General features: G+C 70.0%; 22 protein-coding genes. 13 read left to right on the forward strand and 9 right to left on the reverse strand.

All coding sequences use genetic code 11. The annotated features are described in order from the left end of the window. Nucleotides 1–3 precede the first annotated feature (3 nt). Nucleotides 4–1,605 carry a succinic semialdehyde dehydrogenase gene (locus AXK61_RS04865; RefSeq protein WP_068572421.1) on the reverse strand — a complete coding sequence of 534 codons (1,602 nt, stop codon included), beginning with the start codon at nt 1,603–1,605 and terminating at the stop codon, nt 4–6. 202 nt (nt 1,606–1,807) lie between these two features. On the opposite strand from AXK61_RS04865, the gene AXK61_RS04870 reads away from it, so the two are divergent. Together AXK61_RS04870 and AXK61_RS04875 are read left to right on the forward strand one after the other, a co-directional pair. After that, nucleotides 1,808–2,494 (forward strand): type 1 glutamine amidotransferase domain-containing protein, encoded by a 687-nt coding sequence (locus tag AXK61_RS04870; protein WP_068572423.1) that lies wholly within the window; start codon nt 1,808–1,810, stop codon nt 2,492–2,494. Nucleotides 2,495–2,514: 20 nt separating this feature from the next. After that, nucleotides 2,515–2,940, forward strand: coding sequence for a RidA family protein (locus AXK61_RS04875; protein WP_068572424.1), 426 nt, complete (start codon nt 2,515–2,517; stop codon nt 2,938–2,940). Here the strand turns inward: AXK61_RS04875 and AXK61_RS04880 are convergent. Next, entirely contained in the window at nt 2,925–3,539 is a 615-nt protein-coding gene (locus AXK61_RS04880; protein WP_068572426.1) for a type II toxin-antitoxin system PemK/MazF family toxin, read from the reverse strand. The two genes, AXK61_RS04875 and AXK61_RS04880, sit on opposite strands and share 16 nt — an antisense overlap. 104 nt (nt 3,540–3,643) lie before the next feature. Between AXK61_RS04880 and AXK61_RS04885 the strand changes: the two genes are divergently transcribed. Continuing rightward, a complete protein-coding gene (locus AXK61_RS04885) occupies nt 3,644–4,255 on the forward strand; it encodes a maleylpyruvate isomerase family mycothiol-dependent enzyme (protein WP_068572427.1) in 612 nt (203 codons plus the stop codon). Beyond that, on the forward strand, nt 4,252–5,220 hold the full coding sequence (locus AXK61_RS04890) for an RNA polymerase subunit sigma-70 (protein ID WP_068572429.1): 969 nt from the start codon (nt 4,252–4,254) through the stop codon (nt 5,218–5,220). Before AXK61_RS04885 ends, AXK61_RS04890 begins: the two co-directional genes overlap by 4 nt. A gap of 9 nt (nt 5,221–5,229) precedes the next feature. On the opposite strand, the gene AXK61_RS04895 is transcribed toward AXK61_RS04890, so the two are convergent. Genes AXK61_RS04895 through betT form a run of 3 tightly spaced genes read right to left on the reverse strand, consistent with a single transcriptional unit; the run spans nt 5,230 to nt 10,483 of the window. Next, the gene (locus tag AXK61_RS04895; RefSeq protein ID WP_068744115.1) at nt 5,230–6,840 is read right to left on the reverse strand and encodes a GMC family oxidoreductase; all 1,611 of its coding nucleotides are present in this window, start codon (nt 6,838–6,840) and stop codon (nt 5,230–5,232) included. After that, complete coding sequence (locus AXK61_RS04900; protein ID WP_068572433.1) at nt 6,810–8,327, reverse strand: aldehyde dehydrogenase family protein; 1,518 nt, start codon at nt 8,325–8,327, stop codon at nt 6,810–6,812. Before AXK61_RS04900 ends, AXK61_RS04895 begins: the two co-directional genes overlap by 31 nt. After that, nucleotides 8,324–10,483, reverse strand: coding sequence for a choline BCCT transporter BetT (betT, locus tag AXK61_RS04905; RefSeq protein WP_068744118.1), 2,160 nt, complete (start codon nt 10,481–10,483; stop codon nt 8,324–8,326). Before betT ends, AXK61_RS04900 begins: the two co-directional genes overlap by 4 nt. A 135-nt stretch (nt 10,484–10,618) precedes the next feature. Between betT and lepA the strand changes: the two genes are divergently transcribed. Then, nucleotides 10,619–12,472 carry a translation elongation factor 4 gene (gene lepA / locus AXK61_RS04910; RefSeq protein ID WP_175400040.1) on the forward strand — a complete coding sequence of 618 codons (1,854 nt, stop codon included), beginning with the start codon at nt 10,619–10,621 and terminating at the stop codon, nt 12,470–12,472. Between the two features lie 10 nt (nt 12,473–12,482). Next, a complete protein-coding gene (locus tag AXK61_RS04915) occupies nt 12,483–13,421 on the forward strand; it encodes a cation diffusion facilitator family transporter (RefSeq protein WP_068572440.1) in 939 nt (312 codons plus the stop codon). A 17-nt stretch (nt 13,422–13,438) separates the two neighbouring features. Here AXK61_RS04915 and AXK61_RS04920 read toward each other — a convergent pair whose 3' ends face one another. Both AXK61_RS04920 and AXK61_RS04925 read right to left on the reverse strand, forming a co-directional pair. Beyond that, nucleotides 13,439–14,263 (reverse strand): aldo/keto reductase, encoded by an 825-nt coding sequence (locus AXK61_RS04920; protein ID WP_068572442.1) that lies wholly within the window; start codon nt 14,261–14,263, stop codon nt 13,439–13,441. 35 nt (nt 14,264–14,298) lie between these two features. Then, entirely contained in the window at nt 14,299–15,489 is a 1,191-nt protein-coding gene (locus tag AXK61_RS04925) for an MFS transporter (RefSeq protein ID WP_068572444.1), read from the reverse strand. Between the two features lie 146 nt (nt 15,490–15,635). Between AXK61_RS04925 and AXK61_RS04930 the strand changes: the two genes are divergently transcribed. Both AXK61_RS04930 and AXK61_RS04935 read left to right on the forward strand, forming a co-directional pair. After that, complete coding sequence (locus AXK61_RS04930) at nt 15,636–16,097, forward strand: MarR family winged helix-turn-helix transcriptional regulator (protein ID WP_068572446.1); 462 nt, start codon at nt 15,636–15,638, stop codon at nt 16,095–16,097. Between the two features lie 165 nt (nt 16,098–16,262). Continuing rightward, entirely contained in the window at nt 16,263–16,664 is a 402-nt protein-coding gene (locus AXK61_RS04935) for a hypothetical protein (RefSeq protein WP_139057991.1), read from the forward strand. 117 nt (nt 16,665–16,781) lie between these two features. On the opposite strand, the gene AXK61_RS04940 is transcribed toward AXK61_RS04935, so the two are convergent. Next, nucleotides 16,782–17,894 (reverse strand): winged helix DNA-binding domain-containing protein, encoded by a 1,113-nt coding sequence (locus tag AXK61_RS04940; protein ID WP_068572450.1) that lies wholly within the window; start codon nt 17,892–17,894, stop codon nt 16,782–16,784. Between the two features lie 36 nt (nt 17,895–17,930). Here AXK61_RS04940 and AXK61_RS04945 point away from each other — a divergent pair, with 36 nt between their 5' ends. After that, nucleotides 17,931–18,899 carry an NAD(P)H-dependent flavin oxidoreductase gene (locus tag AXK61_RS04945; RefSeq protein WP_068572452.1) on the forward strand — a complete coding sequence of 323 codons (969 nt, stop codon included), beginning with the start codon at nt 17,931–17,933 and terminating at the stop codon, nt 18,897–18,899. Continuing rightward, on the forward strand, nt 18,899–19,552 hold the full coding sequence (locus tag AXK61_RS04950; RefSeq protein ID WP_068744120.1) for a pentapeptide repeat-containing protein: 654 nt from the start codon (nt 18,899–18,901) through the stop codon (nt 19,550–19,552). The genes AXK61_RS04945 and AXK61_RS04950 overlap by 1 nt, the downstream gene beginning before the upstream one ends. Nucleotides 19,553–19,618: 66 nt before the next feature. Here AXK61_RS04950 and AXK61_RS04955 read toward each other — a convergent pair whose 3' ends face one another. Next, the gene (locus tag AXK61_RS04955; RefSeq protein ID WP_139057992.1) at nt 19,619–19,993 is read right to left on the reverse strand and encodes a hypothetical protein; all 375 of its coding nucleotides are present in this window, start codon (nt 19,991–19,993) and stop codon (nt 19,619–19,621) included. A gap of 85 nt (nt 19,994–20,078) precedes the next feature. Here AXK61_RS04955 and AXK61_RS04960 point away from each other — a divergent pair, with 85 nt between their 5' ends. The 3 genes from AXK61_RS04960 to AXK61_RS04970 form a co-directional block, all read left to right on the forward strand. Then, nucleotides 20,079–22,112 (forward strand): M3 family metallopeptidase, encoded by a 2,034-nt coding sequence (locus tag AXK61_RS04960; RefSeq protein WP_068572458.1) that lies wholly within the window; start codon nt 20,079–20,081, stop codon nt 22,110–22,112. Further along, on the forward strand, nt 22,109–22,498 hold the full coding sequence (locus tag AXK61_RS04965) for an inorganic pyrophosphatase (protein WP_068572459.1): 390 nt from the start codon (nt 22,109–22,111) through the stop codon (nt 22,496–22,498). Before AXK61_RS04960 ends, AXK61_RS04965 begins: the two co-directional genes overlap by 4 nt. A 188-nt stretch (nt 22,499–22,686) precedes the next feature. Further along, nucleotides 22,687–24,335 (forward strand): DUF222 domain-containing protein (locus AXK61_RS04970; protein WP_068744122.1); only part of this gene is annotated, 1,649 nt, incomplete at its 3' end.

Here is a 24,335-nt window from a genome sequence, read left to right on the forward strand (position 1 = left end):
GGGTCAGCGTGCGCCGACGGACTTCCAGATGCGCAGTGCTGTGGTGATGGTGGGTGCCCACATCTTCCACGGGACGCCGGCGGGCGGGTAGAAGTTCAGGCGGGCCTGATGCGCAACGGTCTGCGCCTCGGTGTACTTGAGCAGGCCCTCGACGCCGTGCCGGCGGCCGAGGCCAGAGTCGCCCATGCCGCCCATGGGGGAGTCGATGCTGCCCCAGGCCGCGGCGAAGGCGTCGTTGATGTTGACGGTGCCGGTGCGCAGCCGGGCCGCGACCGCGCCGGCGCGGCGTGCGTCGCGTCCCCACACGCTGCTGTTGAGGCCGTAGACGGTGTCGTTGGCCCGCGCGATCGCCTCCTCGTCGTCGGCCACGGTGTAGATCGAGACGACGGGGCCGAAGGTCTCGTGCGCGTACAGCGTCATCTCCGGGGTGACGCCGGTGAGGATCGTCGGCTCGAAGAACAGCGGGCCGAGGTCCGGGCGGGCGCGGCCGCCGGCCAGCAACGTCGCGCCCTTGGCGACGGCGTCGGCGACGTGCTCGGTCACGGTGGCCAGCTGCTTCTCCGTGGTGAGGCTGCCCACGGCCTTGCTGAAGTCATAGGCGGCACCGATCTCGAGGGCGCGGGTGCGGTCCACGAACTTCGCGACGAACTCGTCCCGCACCGAGGCGGCGACGTACATCCGCTCCACGGACACGCAGAGCTGGCCCGCGGACGGGAAGGCCGCGGCGACCGCGCCCGCGGCGGCGCGGTCCAGGTCGGCATCGTCGAGGACGAGCATCGCGTTCTTGCCGCCCAACTCGAGTGAGGCGCCGATCAGGCGCTCCCCGGCGTCGCGGGCGATCTGCCGGCCGGTCGCGGTGGATCCGGTGAACATCATGTAGTCCGCGCCCGCCATGAGGGCGTCGCCGATCGAGCTGCCGCGCCCTACGACCATCTGCCAGACATCGGCCGGGAGACCGGCCTCGTACATCAGGTCGAGGGCCCACAGTGCGGTGAGCGCAGTCTGCGTGTCGGGCTTCTGGACCACGGCGTTGCCGGCCATGAGGGCGGCGATCGCGTCGGTGGCGGCCATCGACAGCGGGTAGTTCCACGGCGAGATGATCGCGACGACGCCCTTCGGATGGTGCAGCTCCGTGGTGCGGGTGAGCAGGGGGAGTGCGCCGTTCCGGCGGTGCGGAGCGAGCGCCTTCGGCCCGGTGCGCGCGTAGTAGCGCGCGGCGATCGCGGCATCGGCGATTTCGAGGTAGGCGTCGCGGCGGGTCTTGCCGTTCTCCGCCTGCATGAGGTCGAGGCCGGTGGCCTGGCGTTCCAGGACGAGGTCGTGGAAGCGGAGCAGGACCTTCGCGCGGTCGGCGGCGGGGGTCGCCGCCCAGTCCGCCTGGGCGCGGCGGGCGCGGGCGTAGGCGTCCTCGACGTCCGTCGGGGTCGAGACGGGGAGATCCGCGAGCGGCGCAGCGGTGTACGGCGCGGTGGTGACGGTGCGCGCGGCGTCGGGTCCGGCGCTCACGCGGGCCGCCAGACGGTGGAGCGCGGCGCTCGTCAGCGAGGCCGGCAGTACGGGAGTGGTGGTGGTCGTCGGGGTGACGACCGATGCTGTCGAGGTCATGGTCTCCGGGCTCCTCGCCGTTCGATGTATGCGTTGCTTACATGAGGCTAGACAGCTCATGTAAGCACTGTCAACACCTGAGTGGTATCTCACGCGGGGATTGACGGCCGCAGGGGCGCCGCCTAATGTAAGCGCTGCACACATCGCAGGTCGCGGCTCTCACGGCGATCGGAACGAACCACTCTCCAGGAGGCATCGCCCCATGTCGAAGCGCATTCTCAATGTCGTCACCAATGTCGGCCACTACGACGATCCGTCGCACAAGACCGGCCTGTGGCTCTCCGAGCTCACGCACGCCTGGCACGTCTTCGAGGAGGCCGGCTACGAGCAGGTGCTGGTGAGCCCCCAGGGCGGCGCGTCCCCGCTGGAGCCGCGGTCGCTGAAGTTTCCCAACTACGACAAGACCGCGAAGGCCTGGCACGCCGACCCCGCGAAGATGGCACTGCTGGAGAACACGTTGAGCCCCGACGACATCGATTCGGCGGACTTCGATGCGATCTTCTTCACCGGCGGCCACGCGGTGATGTACGACTTCCCGGGGAGCGAAGGGCTGCAGCGGATCTCACGCGAGCTCTACGAGCGCGGCGACATCGTCTCCTCGGTGTGCCACGGCTACTGCGGGCTGCTCGACACCACGCTGTCGAACGGCGAGTACCTCATCAAGGGCCGCAACATGACCGGGTTCGCCTGGCAGGAAGAGGTCCTCGCCCGCGTCGACAAGCTGGTGCCGTACAACGCCGAGGAGCGGTGCAAGGAGCGCGGCGCTTCCTACCAGAAGGCCAAGCTGCCCTTCGTTTCGTACACCGTCGTCGACGGGAACCTCATCACCGGCCAGAACCCGGGCTCCGCCAAGGCGACCGCGCAGAAGGTCGCCGCGGCCCTGCGCTGAGTGTGTGACAGGCTCGGGCCATGCCGAGCCAGGTCCGATTGATCCGTTCGTCCGCGCTGAGCGACGTGGCGCAGTACGCCTACGCCGCGACCGCGCCGGCGCAGGCGCGGCTGATCTTCCTCGCGGGCGCGTGCCCCCTGGCGCTCGACGGCGGCACCGTCGGGCCCGGTGACTACGCGGCGCAGGCGGCGCGGTGCGTCGAGAACCTGGTCCTCGCCCTGGACGCGGCGGGCGCGACCCTGCAGGACGTGATCCACACTCGCGTCCTGGTCGCGTCGATGCGTCAGCACGACCTCGTCACCGCGTGGGACGTGGTCCGGTCCGCGTTCGGTGACCATGACGTGCCCAGCACGCTCATGGGCGTCACGGTGCTGGGCTACGACGACCAGCTGGTCGAGATCGAGGCCGTGGCAGCGGTGACGGACTCCGCTCAGGACCAGCCGTAGTCGTCGCGCAGGCGCTGGGCGACGGACTCGAAGCGACGTCGGTCCAGAACCGCGCCCTCGCGGCGGATGCCGTCCTCGGGCACGTCCAGGACCCGGTCGAGCCGCACCCACGACGGGCGACGGTCCTCGTCCCACGGGCCGGAGCCGATGCCGACCCACTCCGGGTCGCCCATGTGCTTGTCCTGGCTGGAGAGCATCAGGCCCAGCAGTGCCACGCCGGAGCGGCCCACCACGAGCACGGGCCGGTCCTTGCCGTGGCCGGCGTTCGGCCCCGTCGTCTCCTCGAACTCGACCCAGGTCCACACGACCTCGCCCGGATCGGCCTGCCCGTCCAGTTGGGGCGCGTAGGCGATGGACCGGGCCATCAGCTCGGTCCGCGTCGAGGTGCGGGTCACGGGCCGCCCAGGGGTGAACTCCTTGGGCTCCGACGGTGCCTCCAGGCCGAGGGCTTGATTCACCGTCTGGGTGACCACCTGGGTGATCGCCTCCCGGCCGGCGCGGACGGGAGGGCTGTTCACGACCTGCGCCGCGAGCCGGGGGCCGTGCTCGCGCGCGAGCTTGGCCGCCACGGCCGCGAAGCGGGTGAAGTCGTTCGCCATGGTCCCAGGATAGGCCCGCGGGTTCGTGGGGCGCGCGCGACGAATTCCAGCGGCCCCGCTCGTACACACCTGTGACGATCCCTTCCCGAGCACAGGAGAGCACCATGACCACCCTTTCCGATACCGACCTGTACGACGCCACCGTCGCCGAGCGCACCCGGATGGCAGGGTTGCTCGACGGCCTCACGCCCGAGCAGTGGGCGGCGGACTCCCTCTGCGCGGGTTGGCGGATCCGCGAGGTGGTGGCGCACCTGAACATGACCGACACGCAGACCTTCGAGGAGTTCGGAGCGGCCGTCGCCGAGGCGGGCGGCGACGTGAACGTCGCGGTCGACCGCACCGCCCGCGCCGATGCCGCCCGCTTCACCGACGCCGAGCTGCTGGCGATCCAGCACGCCCGCGTCGCCAGCCGGTGGACGCCCGGGCCCGGCGCGACGCAGGGCGCGCTGGCCCACGAGGTGATCCACGGCCTGGACATCACGATCCCGCTCGGGCTGCCGGGTCCGGCACCGGAGGTGCTCGCCGCGACGGTGACCGGGTCGAGCGCGGAGGGGCTCGGGTTCTTCGGTGTCGACCTCGCGGGTCTGAGACTCGCGGCCGACGACTCGGATCTGGTTCTCGGCCACGGCCCACAGGACGTCGCGCTGCCGACGCTCGAGATCGTCCTGATCGCGACCGGCCGACGCCCGGTCCCGACACCCACCGTCGTGGGATGATCGCCGGTGTGGCGGGAGTCGACGAGCCAGTGATCGATGATGCGGCCCTCGGCGCCCTCCGCCCCGAGCTGGTCCGGTACTGCTACCGGATGATCGGCGACGGTGCGGGCGCCGAGGATGCGGCGCAGGAGGTGTTGCTGCGGGTGTGGAACGCGCGGGAGCGCTACGACCCGGCCCGCGCGAGCATCCGGACCTGGGCGTACGCGATCGCGTCCCGGTACTGCATCGACCTGCTGCGTGCCGCCCCGCGCCGGGCTCTGCCGACCGACCTGGCGGAGCGCAACGGCGCGGGGGATCAGGCGTTCGCGGAGCTGCGGCCGGGCAGCTGGGTCACGCCGCTGCCGGACGTCGTCGCGGATCCGGCGGCTGCGGCGGAGCGGCACGAGAGCATCCGGATGGCCTTCGTCGCGGCGTTGCAGCACCTCACGCCGGCGCAGCGGGCCGTGCTGGTGCTGCGCGACGTGTACCGGCACAGTGCCGCCGAGACCGCGTCGATCCTCGGGATCAGCGCCGCCGCAGCGCATTCCTCGCTGCAGCGCGCCCGCAAGGTGCTCGCCGGGGCGGCGCCGGCACCGTCGGACGTTCCTGCGGGCGAGGTGGATCCCCGGCTCCTGGACGGCTTCGTCAGCGCCTTCGAGCGGCACGACGTCGCGGGGCTCGCCGCGCTCCTGGCGGAGGACGTGGTCTTCTCCATGCCGCCGGTGGCGTTCTGGTTGCGGGGCGCAGCCGACTACGCGGCGTTGTTCGCCTCGGGCGACGCCTGCGTCGGGCACCGCCTCGTGGCGACGACGGCCAACGGATCGCCTGCGTTCGGGCAGTACGAGCCGGGTGACGGGAACGGCATGCGCCCGTTCGCCCTCGTCGTCCTCGAGTCCGACGGTGCCCGGGTCACCCGGGTGACGACGCATCTGGACCAGGCCGACCGGTTCGAGGCCTTCGGCCTGCCGACCCGCCTGCTCCCGTAGCCGTCGCGGTCAGTGACCTGCTGCGACCAGTTCCGCGCAGCGCTCGCCGACCAGCATCACGGTGATGTTCGGGTTCACCGTCGTGTGCTCGGGGAAGACCGAGGCGTCGGCGACGCGCAGGCCGGCGACGCCCTTGACCCGCAGTTCCGGATCGAGGGGTGACATCGGGTCGTCGACGGCGCCCATCCGTACCGTGCCCGCGGGGTGGTACACGGTGTTGTGCGTGCGCCGGATGTAGTCGGCCAGTTCGGCATCCGTCTGGGCGCCGGGGCCGGGGTAGAGCTCGCGCTCGACCCAGTCCTTGAGCGGTCCCGCCTCCGCGATCTCGCGCGCCTTGCGGATCCCGGCGATCATCACCTTCAGGTCGTGCCCCTCGGCGTCCGTGAAGTACCGCGGGTCGACCCTCGGCTTGTCGCGGAAGTCTCGGGTGCGTAGCCGGACGGTGCCGCGCGAGCGCGCGTGGGTGACGTTGGGCGTGAGGCAGAAGGTGTTCTCCGCCGTGGGGTAGCCCTGGCGGAGCGTGTGCATGTCGAAGGGGACGCTGCCGTAGTGCATCATCAGGTCCGGCCGGTCCAGGCCGTACTCGGTGGGCGTGAAGATCCCGATCTCCCACCACTGGGTGGACTCGCGGACCATCGGTCGCGAGGTCTCGAAGCCGATCACGCCCTCCGGGTGGTCCTGCAGGTGCGCGCCCACGCCGGGGGAGTCGACGAGCACGTCGACGCCGGTCTCCCGCAGGTGGTCCGCGGGCCCGATTCCGGAGAGCATCAACAGCTTCGGTGAGTCGATGGCACCCGCGCTGACGATCACCTCGCGCCGCGCCTCGACGGACGTGGTGCGCCCGAACGCGCCCACCGTGATGTCCACGCCGGTGGCACGCGGCTGATCGCCGGACGTGTCGAAGACGACTCGCTTGGCCCAGGCGCCGGTGCGGATCGTCAGGTTCTCCCGGTCCAGGACCGGGTGCAGGTAGCTCACGGACGAGGACGACCGCGTCCCGTCGGCGCGGCGGTTGATCTGGAAGAAGTTGGCGCCGTTGGTCACCGTGGTCCCGGAGTTGAACTCCGCACGCGGGATGCCCACCTCCTCGCACGCGTCGAGCAGCGCGACGCCGCACGGGTCGTTCGGGGGCACCGTCATGATGTGCACCGGTCCGGAGCGTCCGTGGTGCTCGCCCGGGGCGTCGTTGGTCTCGATCCGCGGATACAGCCGGTACACCGAATCCGCGCCCCAACCCGCCGCGCCGTGGTCGCGCTCCCACGAGTCCAGATCCTCGCGCGGTGCCCAGAAGGCGATGCAGCTGTTGTGGGAACTGCAGCCGCCCAACACCTTCGCGCGGGCGTGCCGCATGAACGAATTGCCGTTCTCCTGAGGCTCGATCGGGTAGTCCCAGTCGTAGCCCGATTCGAGAAGCTCCATCCAGCGGTCGAGTCGCAGGATCGCCTCGTCGCCCACGTCGGAGGGTCCGGCCTCCAGGAGGCAGACGGTCACCGTCGGGTCCTCGGACAGGCGGGCGGCGACGGCTGCACCCGCCGATCCCGCGCCCACCACCACGTAGTCGAAGGCCTCCTGGCCGGATTCGGGTGCAGTCACTGATCGTCCTTCCGCTCGGCGAACCATCCGGTGACGGACGGCCGCAGGTTCTCGTAGACGTGCTTGGCCTCGAGGTACTCGCCGAGGCCCGTGGGGCCCAGCTCGCGCCCGATGCCGGAGGCGCCGAAGCCGCCCCACTCGGCCTGGGGGAGGTAGGGCCCGAAGTCGTTGATCCAGACGGTGCCGTGCCGCAGGCGCCGCGCGACCCGCTTCGCGCGCCCTCCGTCGGCCGACCAGACCGCGCCCGCCAGACCGTATTCCGTGTCGTTGGCGATCGCCACGGCCTCGTCCTCGGTCTCGAAGGTCTCGACGGTGACCGTTGGCCCGAAGGCCTCGTCGTGCACGCACGCCATCGACGGATCGCACTGGTCGAGCACCGTCGGGAGGTAGAAGAAGCCGCCGTCCAGCGGCCCCGAGCCCTGGTCCCCGGTGGCGAACGCGCCGCCCGTGCGGACGACCGCGCCGTCGGCACGCGCCTTCTCGACGTACGTGTGCACCTTATCGCGATGCGCGGCCGAGATCAGCGGCCCGGTCTCGGTGCCCTCGGCGTGCGGCAGGCCCTGCCGGATGCCCTCCGCACGCCGGACCAACTCGTCGACGAAGGCGTCGTGCACGGACGCCTCGACGACGAGCCGGGCGCCCGCGGAGCAGACCTGGCCGGAGTGCAGGAAGGCGGCGTTGAGCGCGTTGTCGACCGCCGCGGCAAGGCCTTCCGGCGTCGCGCACGCATCGGCGAAGATCACGTTGGGGTTCTTGCCGCCGAGCTCCAGTGCCACCTTCTTGACGGTGCCGGCGGCGTTCGCGGCGATGATCCGGCCGGTCACCAGGCCGCCGGTGAAGGACACCAGGTCGACGTCCGGGTGGGTGGACAGGGGAGCGCCGGCTTGTGCCCCGGCGCCGAGCACCAGGTTGGCGACGCCCTCTGGCAGGCCGACCTCCTGCAGCACCTGCATCAGCAGGATCGACGTGTGCGGGGTGAGCTCGGAGGGCTTGAGCACGAAGGTGTCCCCGGCGGCCAGCGCGGGCGCGACCTTCCACGCAGCCTGCAGGAGCGGGTAGTTCCAGGGCGTGATCATCCCGCACACGCCCACGGGCTCGTACACGATCTGCGAGGCGACATCCGCGGATCCGGCGTCCACTATCCGCCCGGAGTCCTGGCCGGCGAGCTTGCCGAAGTAGCGGAAGCACGCCGCGATGTCGGCCATGTCGAGCTCGGACTCGTACAGGCGCTTGCCGGTGTCGAGGGTCTCGGCCCGCGCGAAATCGTCGCGCCGCCGATCGATCTCGTCGGCCACCCGCAGCAGCAGGTCGCCCCGTTCGGCGGCCGGGACGTGCGGCCAGGGGCCCGTGTCGAAGGCACGGCGGGCGGCGGTGATCGCGGCTCCGGTGTCGGAGGCGGTCGCCTCGTCGACCACGCCGACGTCGGTGCCGTCGGCGGGGCAGACGATGGTGCGGGTACCACCGTCGGCGCTGTGGCGCCACGTGCCGTCGATGAACAGGGTGGGTTCGGTCATGCGGGTGTCCCTTCGGGTTCTGTGGACGCTTCCGGGTCGGGATCGGTTAGGGTGCCGTCGGTCTCGTCGTCGCCGTCGTGATGGTCGGTCGCCGCGCGGCGCAGATGCAGGTAGCCGAGATGGCGCTCGTACTGGTCGAGGATGTCGCCGATGATCTGCTCGCGCGTGTAGCCGTTGAGCGTGTAGCCCTGCGAGCCCTCCGCGAGGTAGACCTCGCACCGGAAGTACCGGTCGGCCGAACGCTGGGCGAGCACCGCGTAGCTCGGCGCCGGGGCGGAGACGGGCCACACGCAGTACTCGAAGTGCGGCTCGCTGGCCAGGTCGACGGTGAGCGTGGGGGAGGGCAGCGATTCGCTGCGGCCCGATTCGTCGATCGTCGCCGAGATGCCCTCGGCGGCGAACTCGGCTGCCACGTCCCGCATGGCGGGTGCGACGGCGTTCTCCAGGAACTTCAGGGTCGCGGCGCGGCTCGGGTAATGGATCGTCGCGAGGAGGCGCCGGCGCCAGCTGCCGGACTCGCCGCCGCCCCGACCCGCAGCGAGGGACTTGGGCAGCGCCGTCCGATAACTGTCGTGCTTGTACGACTCCGTGTGCAGGGCCCGCAGCAGCGACAGGCCCACCAACGCCAGCACGAACGAGAAGGGCAGGCCCATGATGATGGTCGCCTTCTGCAGAGTGACGATCGAACCCTCGTTGCCGGCGAACAGCATCGCGAGGGTCAACAGGCCGATCGCGAACGACCAGAAGATCCGCGTGCTGCGGGCGCAGTCCGCCATCGGATCCGACAGCTTGCTGGTGAAGTTGCCCATCACCAGCGAGCCGGAGTCGGCGCTCGTGACGTAGAAGAGCAGTCCGGTGATGGTCGCGATCGCGAGCAACAGCGGTGCGCCGGGGTACTTCTCGAGCAGCGAGTAGAACCCGACCTCGGGCGTCGACGCGGTCGCCTCGGCGAAGGGCTTGTCGCCCCGGGCCACCTCGAGTGCGCTGTTGCCGAAGATCGAGATCCACACCAGGATGAAGCTGAAGGGCACGACGAGGACGCCGAAGACGAACTGGCGCAGCGTGCGGCCCCGCGAGATGCGGGCGAGGAAGAGTCCCACGAACGGGGCCCACGCCACCCACCACGCCCAGAAGAACAGCGTCCAGGAATCCAGCCAGCCGGACGGATCGTTGCCCGCGGACTCGGGACTGATCTGGCCCCACGCGAAGGTGTCCATCGTGCGGTCGAGGAAGGTCGACAGGTAGTCGCCCGTGTTCTGCACCAGGCCGTTGAGCAGGAAGTCGGACCGGCCGGCGACCAGGATGTAGACGAGCAGCAGGATCGCGAGGATCACGTTGAGCTCGCTGAGCCGGCGGATGCCCTTGTCGACGCCGGAGGTCGCGGAGATCGTCGCGACGATCACCGACAGCACGATGAGGCCGATCTGCGCGGCCTTGCCCTGCGGCAGGCCGAACAACTCGTGCAGGCCGTAGTTCAGCTGGACGATGCCGATGCCCAGCGAGGTGGCGATGCCGAAGATGGTGCCCAGAACCGCGGCCACGTCGACCGCGTCGCCGAGACGTCCGTGCACGCGCCTGCCGAGGATCGGGTAGAGCGCGGCGCGGATGGTGAGCGGGAGGTTGTGCCGGAAGGCGAAGTAGGCGAGGGCGCCGCCCATCAGCGCGTACATGGCCCAGCCGGTGACGCCGTAGTGGAACACGGTCCACGTGACGGCCTCCCGCGCGGCGTGGTTGTTCTCGCCCGTACCGACCGGGGGATTGAGGTAGTGACTCACCGGCTCCGCGACGGAGAAGAACATCAGGTCGATGCCGATCCCCGCAGCGAAGAGCATGGAGGTCCAGGTGAACAGGCTGTACTCGGGGCGGGACTCCTCGGGCCCCAGGCGGTAGCGACCGTAGCGACTGAGGCCGATGAACACGACCACGCCGACGATGGCCGTCGCGAGGAGGAAGTACCACCAGCCGAACCAGGTGGTGATGAAGGAGACGACGCCGCTGATCACGCTCTCCGCGGTCTCGGGAGAGGCGAGTGCCCAGAGGGCGAAGGCCAGGACCGAGCCTGCGGCGGCGATGAAGACTCGGCGGTTGAGGGAGCTCGTCGGTGTCGATGTCGTGTCTACTGGTTTCGATGTTCGTGAGGATTCAGAATCACTCATGCCTTTCGACGTTACCGGGACCCGGGTGAAACCGGACGTAGTCGCCGGGACTCGCTCACCGCGGTGCGGCCGCGCGAGGCGGCATGAGAAACTGGACGGTGACGTGTGCCGGGGACCCGGCCAGCCGCCCGAGGAGTGAGACCGATTCCCAGCTTCGCCGACGAGACCTTCACCGAGCCCTCGCGTATCCGAAATTTCTCGATCATCGCGCACATCGACCACGGCAAGTCCACCCTGGCCGACCGGATGCTGCAGATCACAGGGGTCGTCGAGGCGCGCGCCATGCGCGCGCAGTACCTCGATCGGATGGACATCGAGCGCGAGCGTGGCATCACGATCAAGGCGCAGAACGTGCGCCTCCCGTGGTCCGTGGACGGCGAGGACTACGTCCTGCACATGATCGACACGCCGGGTCACGTCGACTTCACCTACGAGGTCTCCCGCGCACTCGAGGCGTGCGAGGGCGCGATCCTGCTGGTGGATGCCGCACAGGGCATCGAGGCCCAGACCCTCGCCAACCTGTACCTGGCGATGGACAAGAACCTCGAGATCATCCCGGTCCTCAACAAGATCGATCTTCCCGCTGCGGACCCGGACCGGTACGCCGAAGAGATCGCGCACATCATCGGCTGCGAGCCCGACGAGGTGCTGCGCGTGTCCGGCAAGACCGGCGCCGGCGTGGACGCGCTGCTCGATCGGGTGGTCCAGAAGGTGCCGGCCCCCGTCGGCGATGCCGACGCGCCCGCCCGCGCGATGATCTTCGACTCGGTCTACGACACCTACCGCGGCGTGGTCACGTACATCCGCGTGGTGGACGGCAAGATCGTCCCGCGCGAGAAGATCCAGATGATGTCGACGGGTGCCACCCACGAGCTGCTCGAGGTGGGCATCGTCTCGCCCGAGCCGAAGGCCTCGAAGGGGCTCGGCGTGGGCGAGGTCGGCTACCTCATCACCGGTGTGAAGGACGTGCGGCAGTCGAAGGTGGGCGACACCGTGACCACCGCGCGCAAGGGCGCCGAGACGCCGCTCACCGGCTACCAGGAGCCGCGGCCGATGGTCTACTCGGGCCTGTACCCCGTGGACGGCTCCGACTACCCTGCCCTGCGTGAGGCGCTCGACAAGCTGCAGCTCAACGATGCCGCGCTGACGTACGAGCCGGAGACCTCCGTGGCCCTCGGGTTCGGGTTCCGCTGCGGCTTCCTCGGGCTGCTGCACATGGAGATCACCCGCGAGCGGCTGCAGCGCGAGTTCGGCCTCGACCTGATCTCGACCGCACCGAACGTGGTCTACCGCGTGGTCGGCGAGGACGGCAAGGAGCTCATCGTCACCAACCCGTCGGACTGGCCCGACGGCCGGATGCGCGAGACCTACGAGCCGATCACCAAGACCACGATCATCGCGCCCAGCGAGTTCGTCGGCACGATCATGGAGCTGTGCCAGTCGCGCCGCGGTGAGCTCGGCGGCATGGACTACCTGTCGGAGAGCCGCGTGGAGCTGCGGTACACGCTGCCGATGGCGGAGATCATCTTCGACTTCTTCGACTCGCTGAAGTCGCGGACCCGCGGCTACGCCTCCCTCGACTACGAGGAGGCGGGCGAGCAGCAGTCCGACCTGGTGAAGGTCGACATCCTGCTGCAGGGCGAGGCGGTCGACGCGTTCAGCGCGATCGTGCACCGCGACGGTGCCCAGGCCTACGGCAACAAGATGACCGTCAAGCTCAAGGAGCTCATCCCGCGCCAGCAGTTCGAGGTGCCGGTGCAGGCCGCGATCGGCTCGAAGATCATCGCCCGCGAGAACATCCGCGCCATCCGCAAGGACGTGCTCGCCAAGTGCTACGGCGGCGACATCAGCCGTAAGCGCAAGCTGCTCGAGAAGCAGAAGGAGGGCAAGAAGCGGATGAAGACGATCGGCCGGGTCGACGTCCCGCAGGAGGCCTTCGTCGCCGCGCTCTCGTCGGACGCCTCGGCGGACAAGCCGAAGGGCAAGTAGTGTCCCGACGGTGACCGCACCGTCGAGCCCGGCAGCCCCGGGCGCGGGTCCTGGCGTCCGGCAGGACCTGTCGCGCTTCGCCCTGCTGTCGATCGCGACCTCGATCGTCGTGATCGCGCTGAAAATCCTCGCGTGGCGGCTGACGGGCTCCGTCGGCCTGCTCTCCGACGCGGCCGAGTCGTCCGTCAACATCGTCGCGGCCGTCGCAGCGTTCGTGGCGCTCAAGGTGGTGGCCAAGCCGGCGGACCACGACCACAACTTCGGGCACACCAAGGCCGAGTACTTCTCGGCGGTGCTCGAGGGCGTCATGATCGTGGTCGCCGCGGTGGTCATCATCGTCTCCGCGGTGGATCGGCTGCTCAACCCGCAGGCACTGGAGCAGGTGGGGCTGGGCCTCGCGATCTCCGTCGCGGCGACGGTGCTCAACGGGCTCGTCGGGCTCTACCTGATCCGGGTCGGCCGCCGGCACCGCTCGCTCGCGTTGCAGGCCGACGGGAAGCACCTGATCACGGACGTGTGGACCACGGCCGGTGTGATCGTGGGCGTCCTGCTGGTGGCCCTCACCGGGTGGCTACCGCTGGACCCGCTCATCGCCATCGCGGTGGCGGTGAACATCCTCGTCGTCGGTGCGCGCCTGGTGTGGCAGTCGGGCGCCGGCTTGATGGACGCCGCGCTGCCGGTCGAGGAGCGAGCGCAGATCGACGAGGTGCTCGACCGCCACCGGGTCGCGGGCATCGACTTCCACGACGTTCGGACCCGCGAGTCCGGGCACGAGCGCTTCCTGCAGATGCACATGCTCGTGCCCGGCGACTGGACCGTGCAGCGCGCCCACGACGTCACAGAGGAGGTCGAGGCGGACCTCGACGCGCTGTTCGACGACCTGCGGATCACTGTGCACATCGAGCCGATCGACGACCCGCGGGCCTACGAGGACTGGCGCCTGGACTGAGCCGGCTCGCTGAACGCTCAGCCGTTGAAGGATTCCGGGTGCGGTCCGGTGCGGCCGTCGGCCTCGAGAGCATCGATCGCGGCGGTCTCGTCCTCGTCGAGCGCGAAGCCGAACAGGTCCAGGTTCGCGGCGATCCGGCTGGGCGTCACCGACTTCGGGATGACGACGGTGCCGTTCTGGACGTGCCAGCGCAGCACCACCTGGGCGGGGCTGACACCGTGCCGCTCCGCGGCGGCGAGGACGGCCGGGGAGCCGAGTGCGGCGCCCTGGGCGAGCGGGCTCCAGGCCTCGGTCGCGATGCCGTGGCGCCGGTTCGCGGCCACGGTCTCCCGATTCTGCAGTGAGGGGTGCAGTTCGATCTGGTTCACGGCCGGGAGCGGCGCTCCGAGCGCGGCGACGCGGTCGAGGTGCTCGGGCGCGAAGTTCGAGACGCCGACCGATCGGGTACCCGTGCCGCGCAGGTCCTGCAGCTCGCGCCACGTGTCGAGGTAGTCGTCGGTCGCGGGCGCGGGCCAGTGGATGAGATACAGGTCCACGTGGTCGAGGCCGAGTCGCTCGAGGCTCGCGTCCAGGGCGGCGCGCGCCTTACCCGCGCCGAGGTCGGCGACCCACAGCTTGGTCGTGACGAAGAGCTCGTCGCGGGCGACGCCCGAGGCCGCGAGTGCCCGGCCGACGCCGGTCTCGTTGCCGTAGATCATCGCGGTGTCGATGCTGCGGTAGCCGGCCTCGAGTGCGGTCTCGACGGCGCGCTGCGCCTCGTCGTCCGGCACCTGGAAGACGCCGAAGCCGACCTGGGGCATGAGGATGCCGTCGTTGAGGGTGATGTTCGGGATGGTGGTCATGGGGTACTCCTGGGTTCTGGTGGAGGGAGGGGCAGTCAGGCGGCGACGGGGATCGGCGCCGAGTCGGTGGAGCGGTCGAACTCGCCTCCGCGGACACGGGCGGCGATGAGGTAGGCGACGAGACCGGCGAGGGTGATGCCGGCGCCCACCCAGAGCGGGGAGACGTAGCCGAGCCCGGCGGCGAGGGTGAGCCCGCCGGCCCAGGCGCCGAACGCGTTGCCCAGGTTGAAGGCGGCGATGTTCGCGCCGGACGCGAGAGTGGGGGCGTCGTCGGCGTAGTTCATGATGCGCATCTGCAGTCCGGGCACGGTGGCGAAGCCGAAGGCGCCCATGAGGATCAGCGCGACGACGGTGGCGATCTGCGAGGTGGCGGTCAGTGCGAACACGCCGAGGACCACCGTCAGCGCGGCGAGCAGCACGATGAGCGTGAGCGGCAGGTTCCGGTCCGCCGCCCGCCCGCCGAGCAGATTGCCGACGAACAGGCCCGCGCCGAACAGTACGAGCAGCCACGGCACGGACGAGGACGCGAAGCCGCCGACCTCCGTGAGGGTGAATGCGATGTAGGTGAAGGCGCCGAACATGCCGCCGTAGCCGAGCACGGTGACCAGCATCGACAGCCACACCTGGCGGCTGCGGAAGATGCGGAACTCGGCGAAGGGGTTGCTGCCGGCGGGGGCGGCGGGGGTGTTCTGGACGAGTGCGGCGATACCGATCAGGGCGAGGACGCCGATGATCGTGATTGCCCAGAAGGTGGACCGCCAGCCCGCGGCCTGTCCGAGGAACGTGCCGAGCGGCACGCCGAGCACGTTCGAGACGGTCAGTCCGGCGAACATGATGGAGATCGCTGCGGCGCGGCGGTTCTCGGCGACGAGGTCCGCTGCCACGACGGCGCCGATGCCGAAGAACGCGCCGTGGCACAGGGCGGCGACGATCCGGCCGGCCAGCATGAATTCGTAGGTACCGGCGAGTGCCGACATCAGGTTGCCCACGATGAACAGGACGAGGAGTCCGAGGAGGGCGTGCTTGCGATTGACCCGGCCGAGCGCCGCGGTGAGGATGATGCCGCCGATGGCCACGGACAGCGCGTAGCCGGAGATCAGGTAGCCGGCCACGGTCTCGCTGACGGCGAAGTCGCGCGCGACCTCGGGGAGCAGTCCCATGATGACGAACTCGGTCAGTCCGATGCCGAAGCCCCCGAGGGCGAGCGCGAACAGCGCGATGGGCATGAGGTTCCTTAGGAAGTCGGGATGGTTGGCGCGTCTGCAATCACCGGCGTCTGCAGTAGTTGCACACACAACGAATAGATAGTTGCACACGCCGATAATCTTCGCAAGGTGCTATGCTCGTAGTTACGACGAAAGGGGTCCTCACCATGGGTATCGCCGACGATGCGGTGGAGATCCGCGCACGGGGATGGCGCACGCTGGTCGCGCTGCATGCGCTGATCGAGAACGATCTCGAGCGCTCGCTGCAGGCGGGGCACGATCTCTCCGTCGTCGAGTTCACAGTGCTCGACGCGCTCAGTCGGCAGGATGGCTGGCACATGCGGATGCGCCAGCTGGCGCGTGCCGCCGCGCTGTCCAGCAGTGCCACGACGCGCCTCGTCACCCGGCTCGAGGATCGGGGTCTCTTGACCCGGATCCTGTGCGCGGACGACCGTCGCGGCATCTACACCGAGCTCACCCCGGCGGGGTGGGATCTCCTCACTGCGGCGCGTCCGACCCAGGAGCGGGTGCTGCGGGAGGCGCTGTCCGAGGCTGCGGGACAGCCCGAACTGCGCCCGCTGGTCGATGCGATCCAGGTGCAGGCGCCGGTGGTGGAAACGTCCGCGTGACGCGACTCGCCTGAATCACGGGAAACTTCAGCCGCTTTCGTCTCAGCCGTAGCGCCAAAGGTTGGTTTTCCGTCTCGGACGCGCGACAATGTGACCGGCGTCACACTGACGCTGGGTCGCTGCTGCGGCCGGTCGTCGTTCGACGGAGGATTGGGGAGATCAACCATGAAGATGAGGACAACGGGAGTGTTCGGGCTCGCGGTCGCGGGTGTGGCGACGATGCTCTCGGTCGGTACGGCCTCGGCGGATCCTGCGCCCCCGTACGTGGATCTACAGGCGTTCGGATACGTCAGCTGCGGTGGGCCGCTGCCCGGTCGGGCCGAGCCGAATTCGCTGATCGACCACGGCTGGGTCACCAACAACGGCCCGGGGGTGGCGCACGACGTCACCGTCTGGTTCAACGGCGGCGTCAGCAAGTCGGCCGGCGAACTCCGTGCGGGACGTTCGTTGCAGATCGAGCAGGTCGTGCCCAGCTGGGGCTGCCCCTTCCGGGCGATCCCGGTGACCGCTTCCACCAGTACCTACGACCTGAACGGCGGCAACAACAGCTGGATGGCGCGCAACTGACGCGTCCGCGCAACCGATTCGACGACCCCGGGACCCAGGGCCCGTGTCCCGGGTTCGTCGTCCGCGCTGTCCACTCTCGAACGGCGATGTCCCGCGCGGACACGGATACCGTTCGCGCTACGCGAGTTCCGCCCCGAGACCGAGGAACCGTCCGTAGTCGCGCACTGGCTCGGCGAGGCGTCGTTTCGTGGCAGCGGTGAGCGAGGTGAAGGGCTCCAGCGCGACGGTGACCTTCTTCGCTGTGGCCTTCCGGCTCCAGGTGCCCACGATCTCGCCGTCGACGACGATCATCGGCTTGAACACACCGTTGCGCCCGGGGATGATCCGCGCCAGGTACTGCTCGTCGAGCTGCGGTGCGCGGGAACCGTATCCGATGATGTACTCGTCGAATCCGGGGAGGAGGAGGGGGCGCGCGAGCGCCTCGTCGACCTCCGCGTCGGTGATGTCGACGGTGCCGGGCGCGACCAGGTAGGTCGTCCCCGCCAGCTCGACGGTCTCGACGGCGCGGCCCGCGGCGGTGATGCCCTCGTCGACGGCTCCCATCGGCAGGTACGCCCACTTGCCGATGTCCTGCCGGGTCACCGGGCCGCGGGCCGCGACGAACCGCGAGACCATTTCGCCCAGTGCGTGATCCGGCTCCCGACGATCTGCGATCCACTCGTCGGCCAGGGCGAAGACATCGGTCTTCGACGCGGGATCGGCGAACACGATCGCCATGAGCTCGGTGAGATGCCGCAGGACGTGCCCGGCCTGACCGTTGTCGAGGACGACCCCGTTCTCCGCGCACGCTTGCACGAGTTGTGGACGCGTGAGGACCTTTCCGCCCGCCAGTTCCGCGCGGATGGTCCGCTCGGCACCGTCGACCATGGCGTCCGAGAGTCCGAGTGCCGGACGTCGCTTGGCGGCCTCGGTCCGCGAACGGTCGGTGAGCGCGGCACTGAGCCAGTGCAGATCCTCGGCGGCCGTGATCTGGAGCGTGCCCCGCGCGGGCCGATTGCGGGTGATACGCCCCTCTGCCAGATCGGTGAGGACGGCGGCATCGTCGGGATGATCCGCGGCGCGCAGGGACAGTGCGAACCGGGCCGCCGCACCGTCCTGCGCCTGGATCGCGAGCATCCCGCGCGCGGCGTCCTCCGCTGTGCGCCAGTCCCGAACGCCGGGCACCAACCCCTGGGCTCGAAGCCTGAGTGCGCGGATACGGCGGATCTCAGGGTCCACGGATACGGCCATGAGTGATGATCCTGCCACGGGCGTAGCCTCGTCGGTGTGTGGAACACCTGGCTGACGCGCACCCTGAACATCGACCTGCCGATCATCGGTGCCCCCATGGGCGGCCGTGCCGGGGGCGAGCTCGCCGGGCAGGTGACAGCGGCGGGCGGGCTGGGCATGATCGGCGCTGCCCGCTACGCCACGCCCGAATGGATCGACGAGCAACTGCGCGTCATCCGCGCGGCCGCCGGCGGCGATGCGCCGCTGGCCTTCGGCCTGCAGACCTGGTCGCTGGCGGACAGCCCCGAGCTGTTGGACTCCGTGCTCGCCGCGCAGCCGAAGCTCGTCTCGCTGTCCTTCGGCGATCCCGCGCCCTTCGTGCAGCGCGTCAAGGACGCGGGGGCCGTGGTGATCTCGCAGATCAACTCCGTTGATGACCTGCGCGAGGTGGAGGCCGCCGGCGTGGACGCGGTCGTCGCCCAGGGCGGTGAGGCCGGCGGGCACACCGGCCGCATCGCCACCCTGCCACTGCTGCAGGAGGTGCTCCGCGCGACGGATCTTCCCGTGCTGGCGGCCGGTGGCATCGGCAGCGGCGCGGGCCTCGCGGCGGTGCTCGCGGCCGGGGCACAGGGCGCGCTGGTCGGCACGGCGCTGCTCGCCTCGCCCGAGACCATCGGCCCCGAGTACGCGATCCCCGCGCTGCTGAAGGCCCGCAGCGTCGACACCGTCTACACCGATGTCTTCGACAAGGCCCGGCATCAGCCCTGGCCCACGCGGTGGTTCGGGCGCGCGCTCACCAACGACTTCACCGAACGGTGGCACGACGGCGACGGGGTGGACGCCTCGTCCAGTACCGAGGAGGCCGTCAGCGCCGCGTACGACGGTGCCATGCCCGAGCTCGGTGTCGTCTACGCCGGACAGGCCGCGGGCCTCGTCGACGAGGTGCGCCCCGCCCGCGAGGTGGTGGCGTCGATCGCGGCGGATGCCGAGGCCCGTCTCCGTGCCGTCGCCGAGGTGCTGGGCTGATGGCCGGCCTCGTCGCACCCAAGATCACGCCGCTGCGGCTGCCGGACCTCGAGGACGGCGTCACCGACGATCTCATCCCCGGAGACACCCACGACCGGCAGCGGTTCGCCGAACCGACGGTCAAGGGCCGCGACCTCGGCGGGATCACCTTCAGCGAGTGCGAGCTCGTCGGGTGGGAGGTCCGCGACGCGGTGTTCACCGAGTCGGCGTTCCTCGAGACCCGCATCTCCTCGTTGTTCACGACGGGCTTCCGGGCGTCCCGCTCGACCTTCCGGCAGGTCGAGGTCGACGATGCCCGCATCGGCGCCGTCGAGCTGATGGACTCCAAACTGCGCTCCGTCGTCTTCACCGGCGTCCGTCTCGGATTCGTGAACCTGCGGGGCGCCGCACTCACCGATGTCGTGTTCCGGGAGTGCGTGCTCGACGGCATCGACGCCGGTGACGCGACCCTGACCCGCGTGGCGTTCGAGGACTGCCGCGCGGGCGAGCTCGATGTGACGCGTGCGAAGCTGCAGCACGTGGACCTGCGCGGTCTGCAGGTGGAGCGGATCCGCGGGATCGAGGGCATCTCCGGGGCGACGATGTCGCACTTGCAGGTCGTCGGCCTGGCGGAGGTGTTCGCCGCGCACTTCGGGATCAGCGTCACCGACTGACGTCACCTGAGCGGGACTCGCGGAGATCCTCGCCACGCACGTGGGTGTCAGCGTCTCCGACTGAGGTCACCGGAGCCCGCCCGCGTCGATCACCAGGCGGAAGCCCCACCAAGTGCCCGCGGACGCGATGAGGATCCCGAGCAGGGGCCAGTACCAGACGGACCTCCGCACGACCGCGCAGGCGACGCTGCCGACTCCGGCGACCGCCCAGCCGCCCAGCACGCCCGCGGACAGCACGACGACCGCGAACTCGGCCTGCTCGCGCGCTGCGCACGGGCTTCCTGCGGCGCAACCCGGCGCGCTCGCGGAGAAGTACATCACCGCGAAGAACATCGCGAGCCCGCCCGCGAGGACGAGCAGCCCCCACAGCACCGTGGCGACGACCAGATCTGCGATCACCGGGCCGGTACGGCGACGATGGGGAACCACCGGATGTGTCATACGTCCACGGTCGCGGATGCCTGTGCTCGGTGGATCCGTGGAACTACTCAGATCGGGTGGGGGCTTGTCCCGGTAGGTTCGAGAGGTGACCGTCGACGCCGTTCTCGCCCCCAGCACCCTGCCCTTCGCCCTGCCTGACTTCGCCGCGTTCGCGGACGCGGACTTCGAGGCCGCGTTCGCCGAGGGGTTCGCGCGGCACCGTCGGGAGATCGCGGCGATCGCCGGCGATGCCGAGCCCGCCACGTTCGCCAATACCGTCGAGGCGATGGAGCGCGCGGGGCAGGACCTGGGGCGCGTCGCGGCGGTGTTCTTCTCGTTGACGTCCACCGATCGCACCGATGCGTTGGAGGCGGCGCAGGCCGCGATCTCGCCGCTGTGGTCGGCGCATTTCGACGCGATCCTCATGGACCAGGCGCTCTTCGGCCGCGTCGACGCGCTGCACTCGCGGCGCGGTGAACTCGGTCTCGATCCCGAACAGCTTCGGCTGCTCGAGCGCTACCACCTCCGGTTCACTCGCGCGGGGGCAGGGCTCGACGACGCCGCCCAGGAGCGGCTGCGGACCATCAACACCGAGCTCGCCGAGCTCACCACCGAGTTCTCCCGGCGCACTCTCGCCGAGACGAACGCCTCCGCAGTGCATTTCGCGAGCGAGGCCGAGCTCGACGGGCTGGACGCGGACGCCGTCGCCGGAGCTCGCGCCGCCGCCGAGGCGGCTGGGCGTGACGGGTACCTCCTCGCCCTCGGTTACCCGCTCAATCAGCCGAACCTCGCGCGCCTGACGAACCGCGATTCGCGGCGGGCGGTGTACGAGGCGTCGTCGCGCAGGAACACCCGGGGAGGCGAGAACGACACCCGGGAGCTGATCGCCCGCGTCGCGAGCCGGCGGGCGGAGCGCGCGGCGCTGTTCGGGTATTCGCACCACGCCGCCTATCAGATCGCCGACCAGACCGCCGGTACGGCGGAGGCGGCCCTCGGCATGCTCCGCGACCTGGCAGTACCCGCCGCGCGTAACGCCACCGCCGAGCGCGCCGAGCTGGAAGAGCTTGCGGGCCATGCGATCGAGGCCTGGGACTGGCCCTTCTACGCCCGCGTTGCCGAGCAGCGTGCGCAGGCCGGCGACGGCGGATCCGGACCCGCGCTGAACGAGTACCTCGCGCTCGACAACGTGATCGAGAAGGGCGTCTTCGAGGCGGCCTCGCGGATGTACGGGTTGGGTTTCGCCGAGCGCACGGACCTCGCCCTGCACCATCCGGACGCGCGCGCCTGGCAGGTCACGGGGCCCGACGGTGCGCCGCTCGGCCTGTTCGTCGGGGACTACTTCGCGCGGCCCAGCAAGCGGGGCGGGGCGTGGATGACGAGCTTCGTGGACCAGTCCCGCCTGCTCGACGCGCAGCCGGTGATCATCAACGTCTGCAACTTCGTTCGCCCGCCGGACGGGCGGCCCGCTCTGCTCAGCCGCGACGAGGTGACCACCGTCTTCCACGAGTTCGGGCACGCCCTGCACGGCCTGCTCTCGGAAGTGACCTACCCGTACTTCTCGGGCACCAGCGTGCCGCGCGATTTCGTCGAGTTCCCGTCGCAGTTCAACGAGATGTTCGCCGCCTGGCCCGCGATCCTCGACGGCTACGCCCGGCATCACGCGACGGGGGAACCTCTGCCCGAGGGGCTTCGCCGGTCGGTTCTCGAGCCCGGCACGCGCGGTGAGGGATTCGGCACCGTCGAGTACCTGGCCGCGGCCGTCATCGATCTGGCATGGCACACGATCGAGCCCGGCACCGTCGTCGACGACGTGGAGGGCTTCGAGTCCGCCGCGCTCGCCGACGCGGGGTTGGACGTGCCGGGCGTCCCGCCGCGCTACCGCGGGCCGTTCTTCAACCACATCTTCTCGGGCGGCTACAGCGCCGGGTACTACAGTTACATCTGGTCCGAGGTGCTCGATGCCGACGCCTCCGCGTGGTTCACCGCGCACGACGGACCGACGCGCGAGAACGGCGAGAAGCTGCGTGTCGCAGTGCTCTCCCGCGGCGGCAGTGTCGACGCCTCGCAGGCCTACCGCGACTTCCGCGGCGGTGATCCCGATATCGCGCCCCTGCTCGAGCGGCGTGGCCTGACTCCATGAGCGACGATGCCACGCAGTACTTCCGGGTCCTCGACGAGCTGGTGCGGACATCGAAGGTGGTCATCGACCGCCCGCGGGGCACGGCGCATCCCCGGTATCCGCGGGCGATCTATCCGCTCGACTACGGGTTTCTCGCGGGAACGACCGGCGGTGACGGTGAGGGAGTCGACGTCTTCGTGGGCACCGATGCCGGAGTGGGGGTCGTCGCGGTGGTGTTGACGGCCGACGTGCGTAAGCGCGACGTGGAGACCAAGGTGCTTCTCGATTGTACGGCGGCCGAAATCAATGCCGTGCGTGGTTTCCTCGCCGACTCCTTGGGGCTCGCCGGACACTTTGTTCTTCGCGAGGGGCATGCACGGACGGTTGCGTCGATCGGTATGCCGTAGTGTTCTAAACAATGGCGTGATCGAACGGATAGGCGTATCATGGAGTCATGGCCCTACCGGACGCATTACGTGAACTCCCTGAGGATTTGGTTCCTCAGGAGCTCGCTGATGCACGGGGTGAAGATCGTGCGGTAGCGGAAGTATTATTCGAACAGCGGCGGGTCGAGGGTGTTGCGTACTGCCGCACGATGACCGCGGTCTACGCGCTGCACCGCGCCCTGTACGCCGATGATGAGGCGCAGTACCTCGCCCAACCCGCGAACTACCGGGAGGCGGTCGAGGCGCGGCAGCGTTTGGCCGCCGCGGAGGTCGCACTCAGTGCGCAGATCTCCACCCTGCTCCGCCTGGGCTCGGCCGCGGCGGTGCACGTGGTGGAGGTCGCGGTCGGGTTGATCGAACGGCTTCCGAAGGTCTTCGGGTTGATCGGGGAGAACGTCATCACGCCGAAGGCTGCGGAGATCGCGTTGGGGCGCTCGCGGGTACTCAGCGCCTCGCAGGTCCGTGATCTCGATGCGGCGTTGCATGAGCGGCTCACTCGCGACTACGAGGTGCTCTCGATCCCCGCGCTGCGTGAACAGGTGGATCTGCTGGTCGGTGCGATCGACCCGGACGCGGCGGAGCGGCGTCGCAAGCTCGCCGAACAGGACCGCAAGGTCACCTTCCGCCCCGCGGACGACGGGATGGCGATGGCCTTCGCGTTGTTGCCTTCGCCGGATATGCAAGACATCGCCGCCCGAGTGCAGTACATCGCGACCACGGTCTGTGATGATGACTCGCGGACCGTGCCGCAGCGGCAGGCCGACGGGTTGGCGCAGTTGATCCGCGGGTACAGCACCCTCGGCTGCGCGTGCGGGAACGCCGAGTGCAAGTACCGTACGGCGCGGTTCCACGGCGAGCCCGACGCGGACGGTGTGATCACCCGGTTCGTCACCCTCATCAACGTGGTCATCAACGAGACCGACCTCGCCGATCCGGACACGCCCGACCAGGGTGCGCCCGAGCAGAGCGTGCCGGAGGATAGCTCCGCTGCGGACTCACACGCGGATAAGGGCGCCGCGGGTGCCAGTGCCGCCGATGACGAAGGCGCGCAGGCAGATGCCGTTGCCCGCGCAGACGCTGACGCAGGAGTCGATGCAGATGCTGCCGCTGACTCTGCATCGAACCCGGCGCCCGGCCGTCGTGGCGGGCTCGCGTACCTCGAGGGGTACGGCCCGATCAGCCTGGCGCTGGCGCGGGCACTGGCGGCCCGCGAGGACGCGGTCATCCGGCCGTTCGGCCGCCGGATCACCGACCACGACGATGCTGCGGGACTATCGAGCCGGGCGGCGTGCGACGCCTCCAGCGAGACCGAGCCGCGTGGCGCGATCGACTTCCAGTGGGCCTGGCGCGATATCGTCGCGCGACTCGAAGGACACGACGACCCCGGTGGCACCGGATTCGACTTCGGACCCGACGACCACGGGCCGGACGGCGACGCACCGGATGGCAACACCAGCCCAGACGACGAAGGCCCGGATGACGGAGATCTGGACGGTGGAGTTCTGGACGACGGAGATCTGGACGACGGACGTGCAGGGGAGACCTGTGCGGACGACGGTGGTCCTCACCCGGGCGACTCGAGCCCGCCCGGAGCCCCGCCTGCACTCGTCCGGGCACGCGGAAGCTCCGGATACCGGCCATCGGCGGACCTACGCCGCTACCTGCGACTGATCCACCCCCGGTGCGTGTTCCCGCACTGCAACCGACCCGCGGCGAGGGCCCAGATCGACCACCGCCGCGAATACGACCACACCTCACCCGAACTCGGCGGGCAGACCACCGCCGAGCAGATCCAACC

The sequence above is a fragment of the Tsukamurella pseudospumae genome (assembly GCF_001575205.1).
GTDB lineage: Bacteria > Actinomycetota > Actinomycetes > Mycobacteriales > Mycobacteriaceae > Tsukamurella > Tsukamurella pseudospumae.

Excerpts from the sequence above, each read along its gene's own strand:
- AXK61_RS04865 (WP_068572421.1), bottom strand. The coding sequence starts at position 1,605 with ATGACCTCGACAGCATCGGTCGTCACCCCGACGACCACCACCACTCCC.
- AXK61_RS04870 (WP_068572423.1), top strand. The coding sequence starts at position 1,808 with ATGTCGAAGCGCATTCTCAATGTCGTCACCAATGTCGGCCACTACGAC.
- AXK61_RS04875 (WP_068572424.1), top strand. The coding sequence starts at position 2,515 with ATGCCGAGCCAGGTCCGATTGATCCGTTCGTCCGCGCTGAGCGACGTG.
- AXK61_RS04880 (WP_068572426.1), bottom strand. The coding sequence starts at position 3,539 with ATGGCGAACGACTTCACCCGCTTCGCGGCCGTGGCGGCCAAGCTCGCG.
- AXK61_RS04885 (WP_068572427.1), top strand. The coding sequence starts at position 3,644 with ATGACCACCCTTTCCGATACCGACCTGTACGACGCCACCGTCGCCGAG.
- AXK61_RS04890 (WP_068572429.1), top strand. The coding sequence starts at position 4,252 with ATGATCGCCGGTGTGGCGGGAGTCGACGAGCCAGTGATCGATGATGCG.
- AXK61_RS04895 (WP_068744115.1), bottom strand. The coding sequence starts at position 6,840 with ATGGTTCGCCGAGCGGAAGGACGATCAGTGACTGCACCCGAATCCGGC.
- AXK61_RS04900 (WP_068572433.1), bottom strand. The coding sequence starts at position 8,327 with ATGACCGAACCCACCCTGTTCATCGACGGCACGTGGCGCCACAGCGCC.
- betT (WP_068744118.1), bottom strand. The coding sequence starts at position 10,483 with ATGAGTGATTCTGAATCCTCACGAACATCGAAACCAGTAGACACGACA.
- AXK61_RS04920 (WP_068572442.1), bottom strand. The coding sequence starts at position 14,263 with ATGACCACCATCCCGAACATCACCCTCAACGACGGCATCCTCATGCCC.
- AXK61_RS04925 (WP_068572444.1), bottom strand. The coding sequence starts at position 15,489 with ATGCCCATCGCGCTGTTCGCGCTCGCCCTCGGGGGCTTCGGCATCGGA.
- AXK61_RS04930 (WP_068572446.1), top strand. The coding sequence starts at position 15,636 with ATGGGTATCGCCGACGATGCGGTGGAGATCCGCGCACGGGGATGGCGC.
- AXK61_RS04935 (WP_139057991.1), top strand. The coding sequence starts at position 16,263 with ATGAAGATGAGGACAACGGGAGTGTTCGGGCTCGCGGTCGCGGGTGTG.
- AXK61_RS04940 (WP_068572450.1), bottom strand. The coding sequence starts at position 17,894 with ATGGCCGTATCCGTGGACCCTGAGATCCGCCGTATCCGCGCACTCAGG.
- AXK61_RS04950 (WP_068744120.1), top strand. The coding sequence starts at position 18,899 with ATGGCCGGCCTCGTCGCACCCAAGATCACGCCGCTGCGGCTGCCGGAC.
- AXK61_RS04955 (WP_139057992.1), bottom strand. The coding sequence starts at position 19,993 with ATGACACATCCGGTGGTTCCCCATCGTCGCCGTACCGGCCCGGTGATC.
- AXK61_RS04965 (WP_068572459.1), top strand. The coding sequence starts at position 22,109 with ATGAGCGACGATGCCACGCAGTACTTCCGGGTCCTCGACGAGCTGGTG.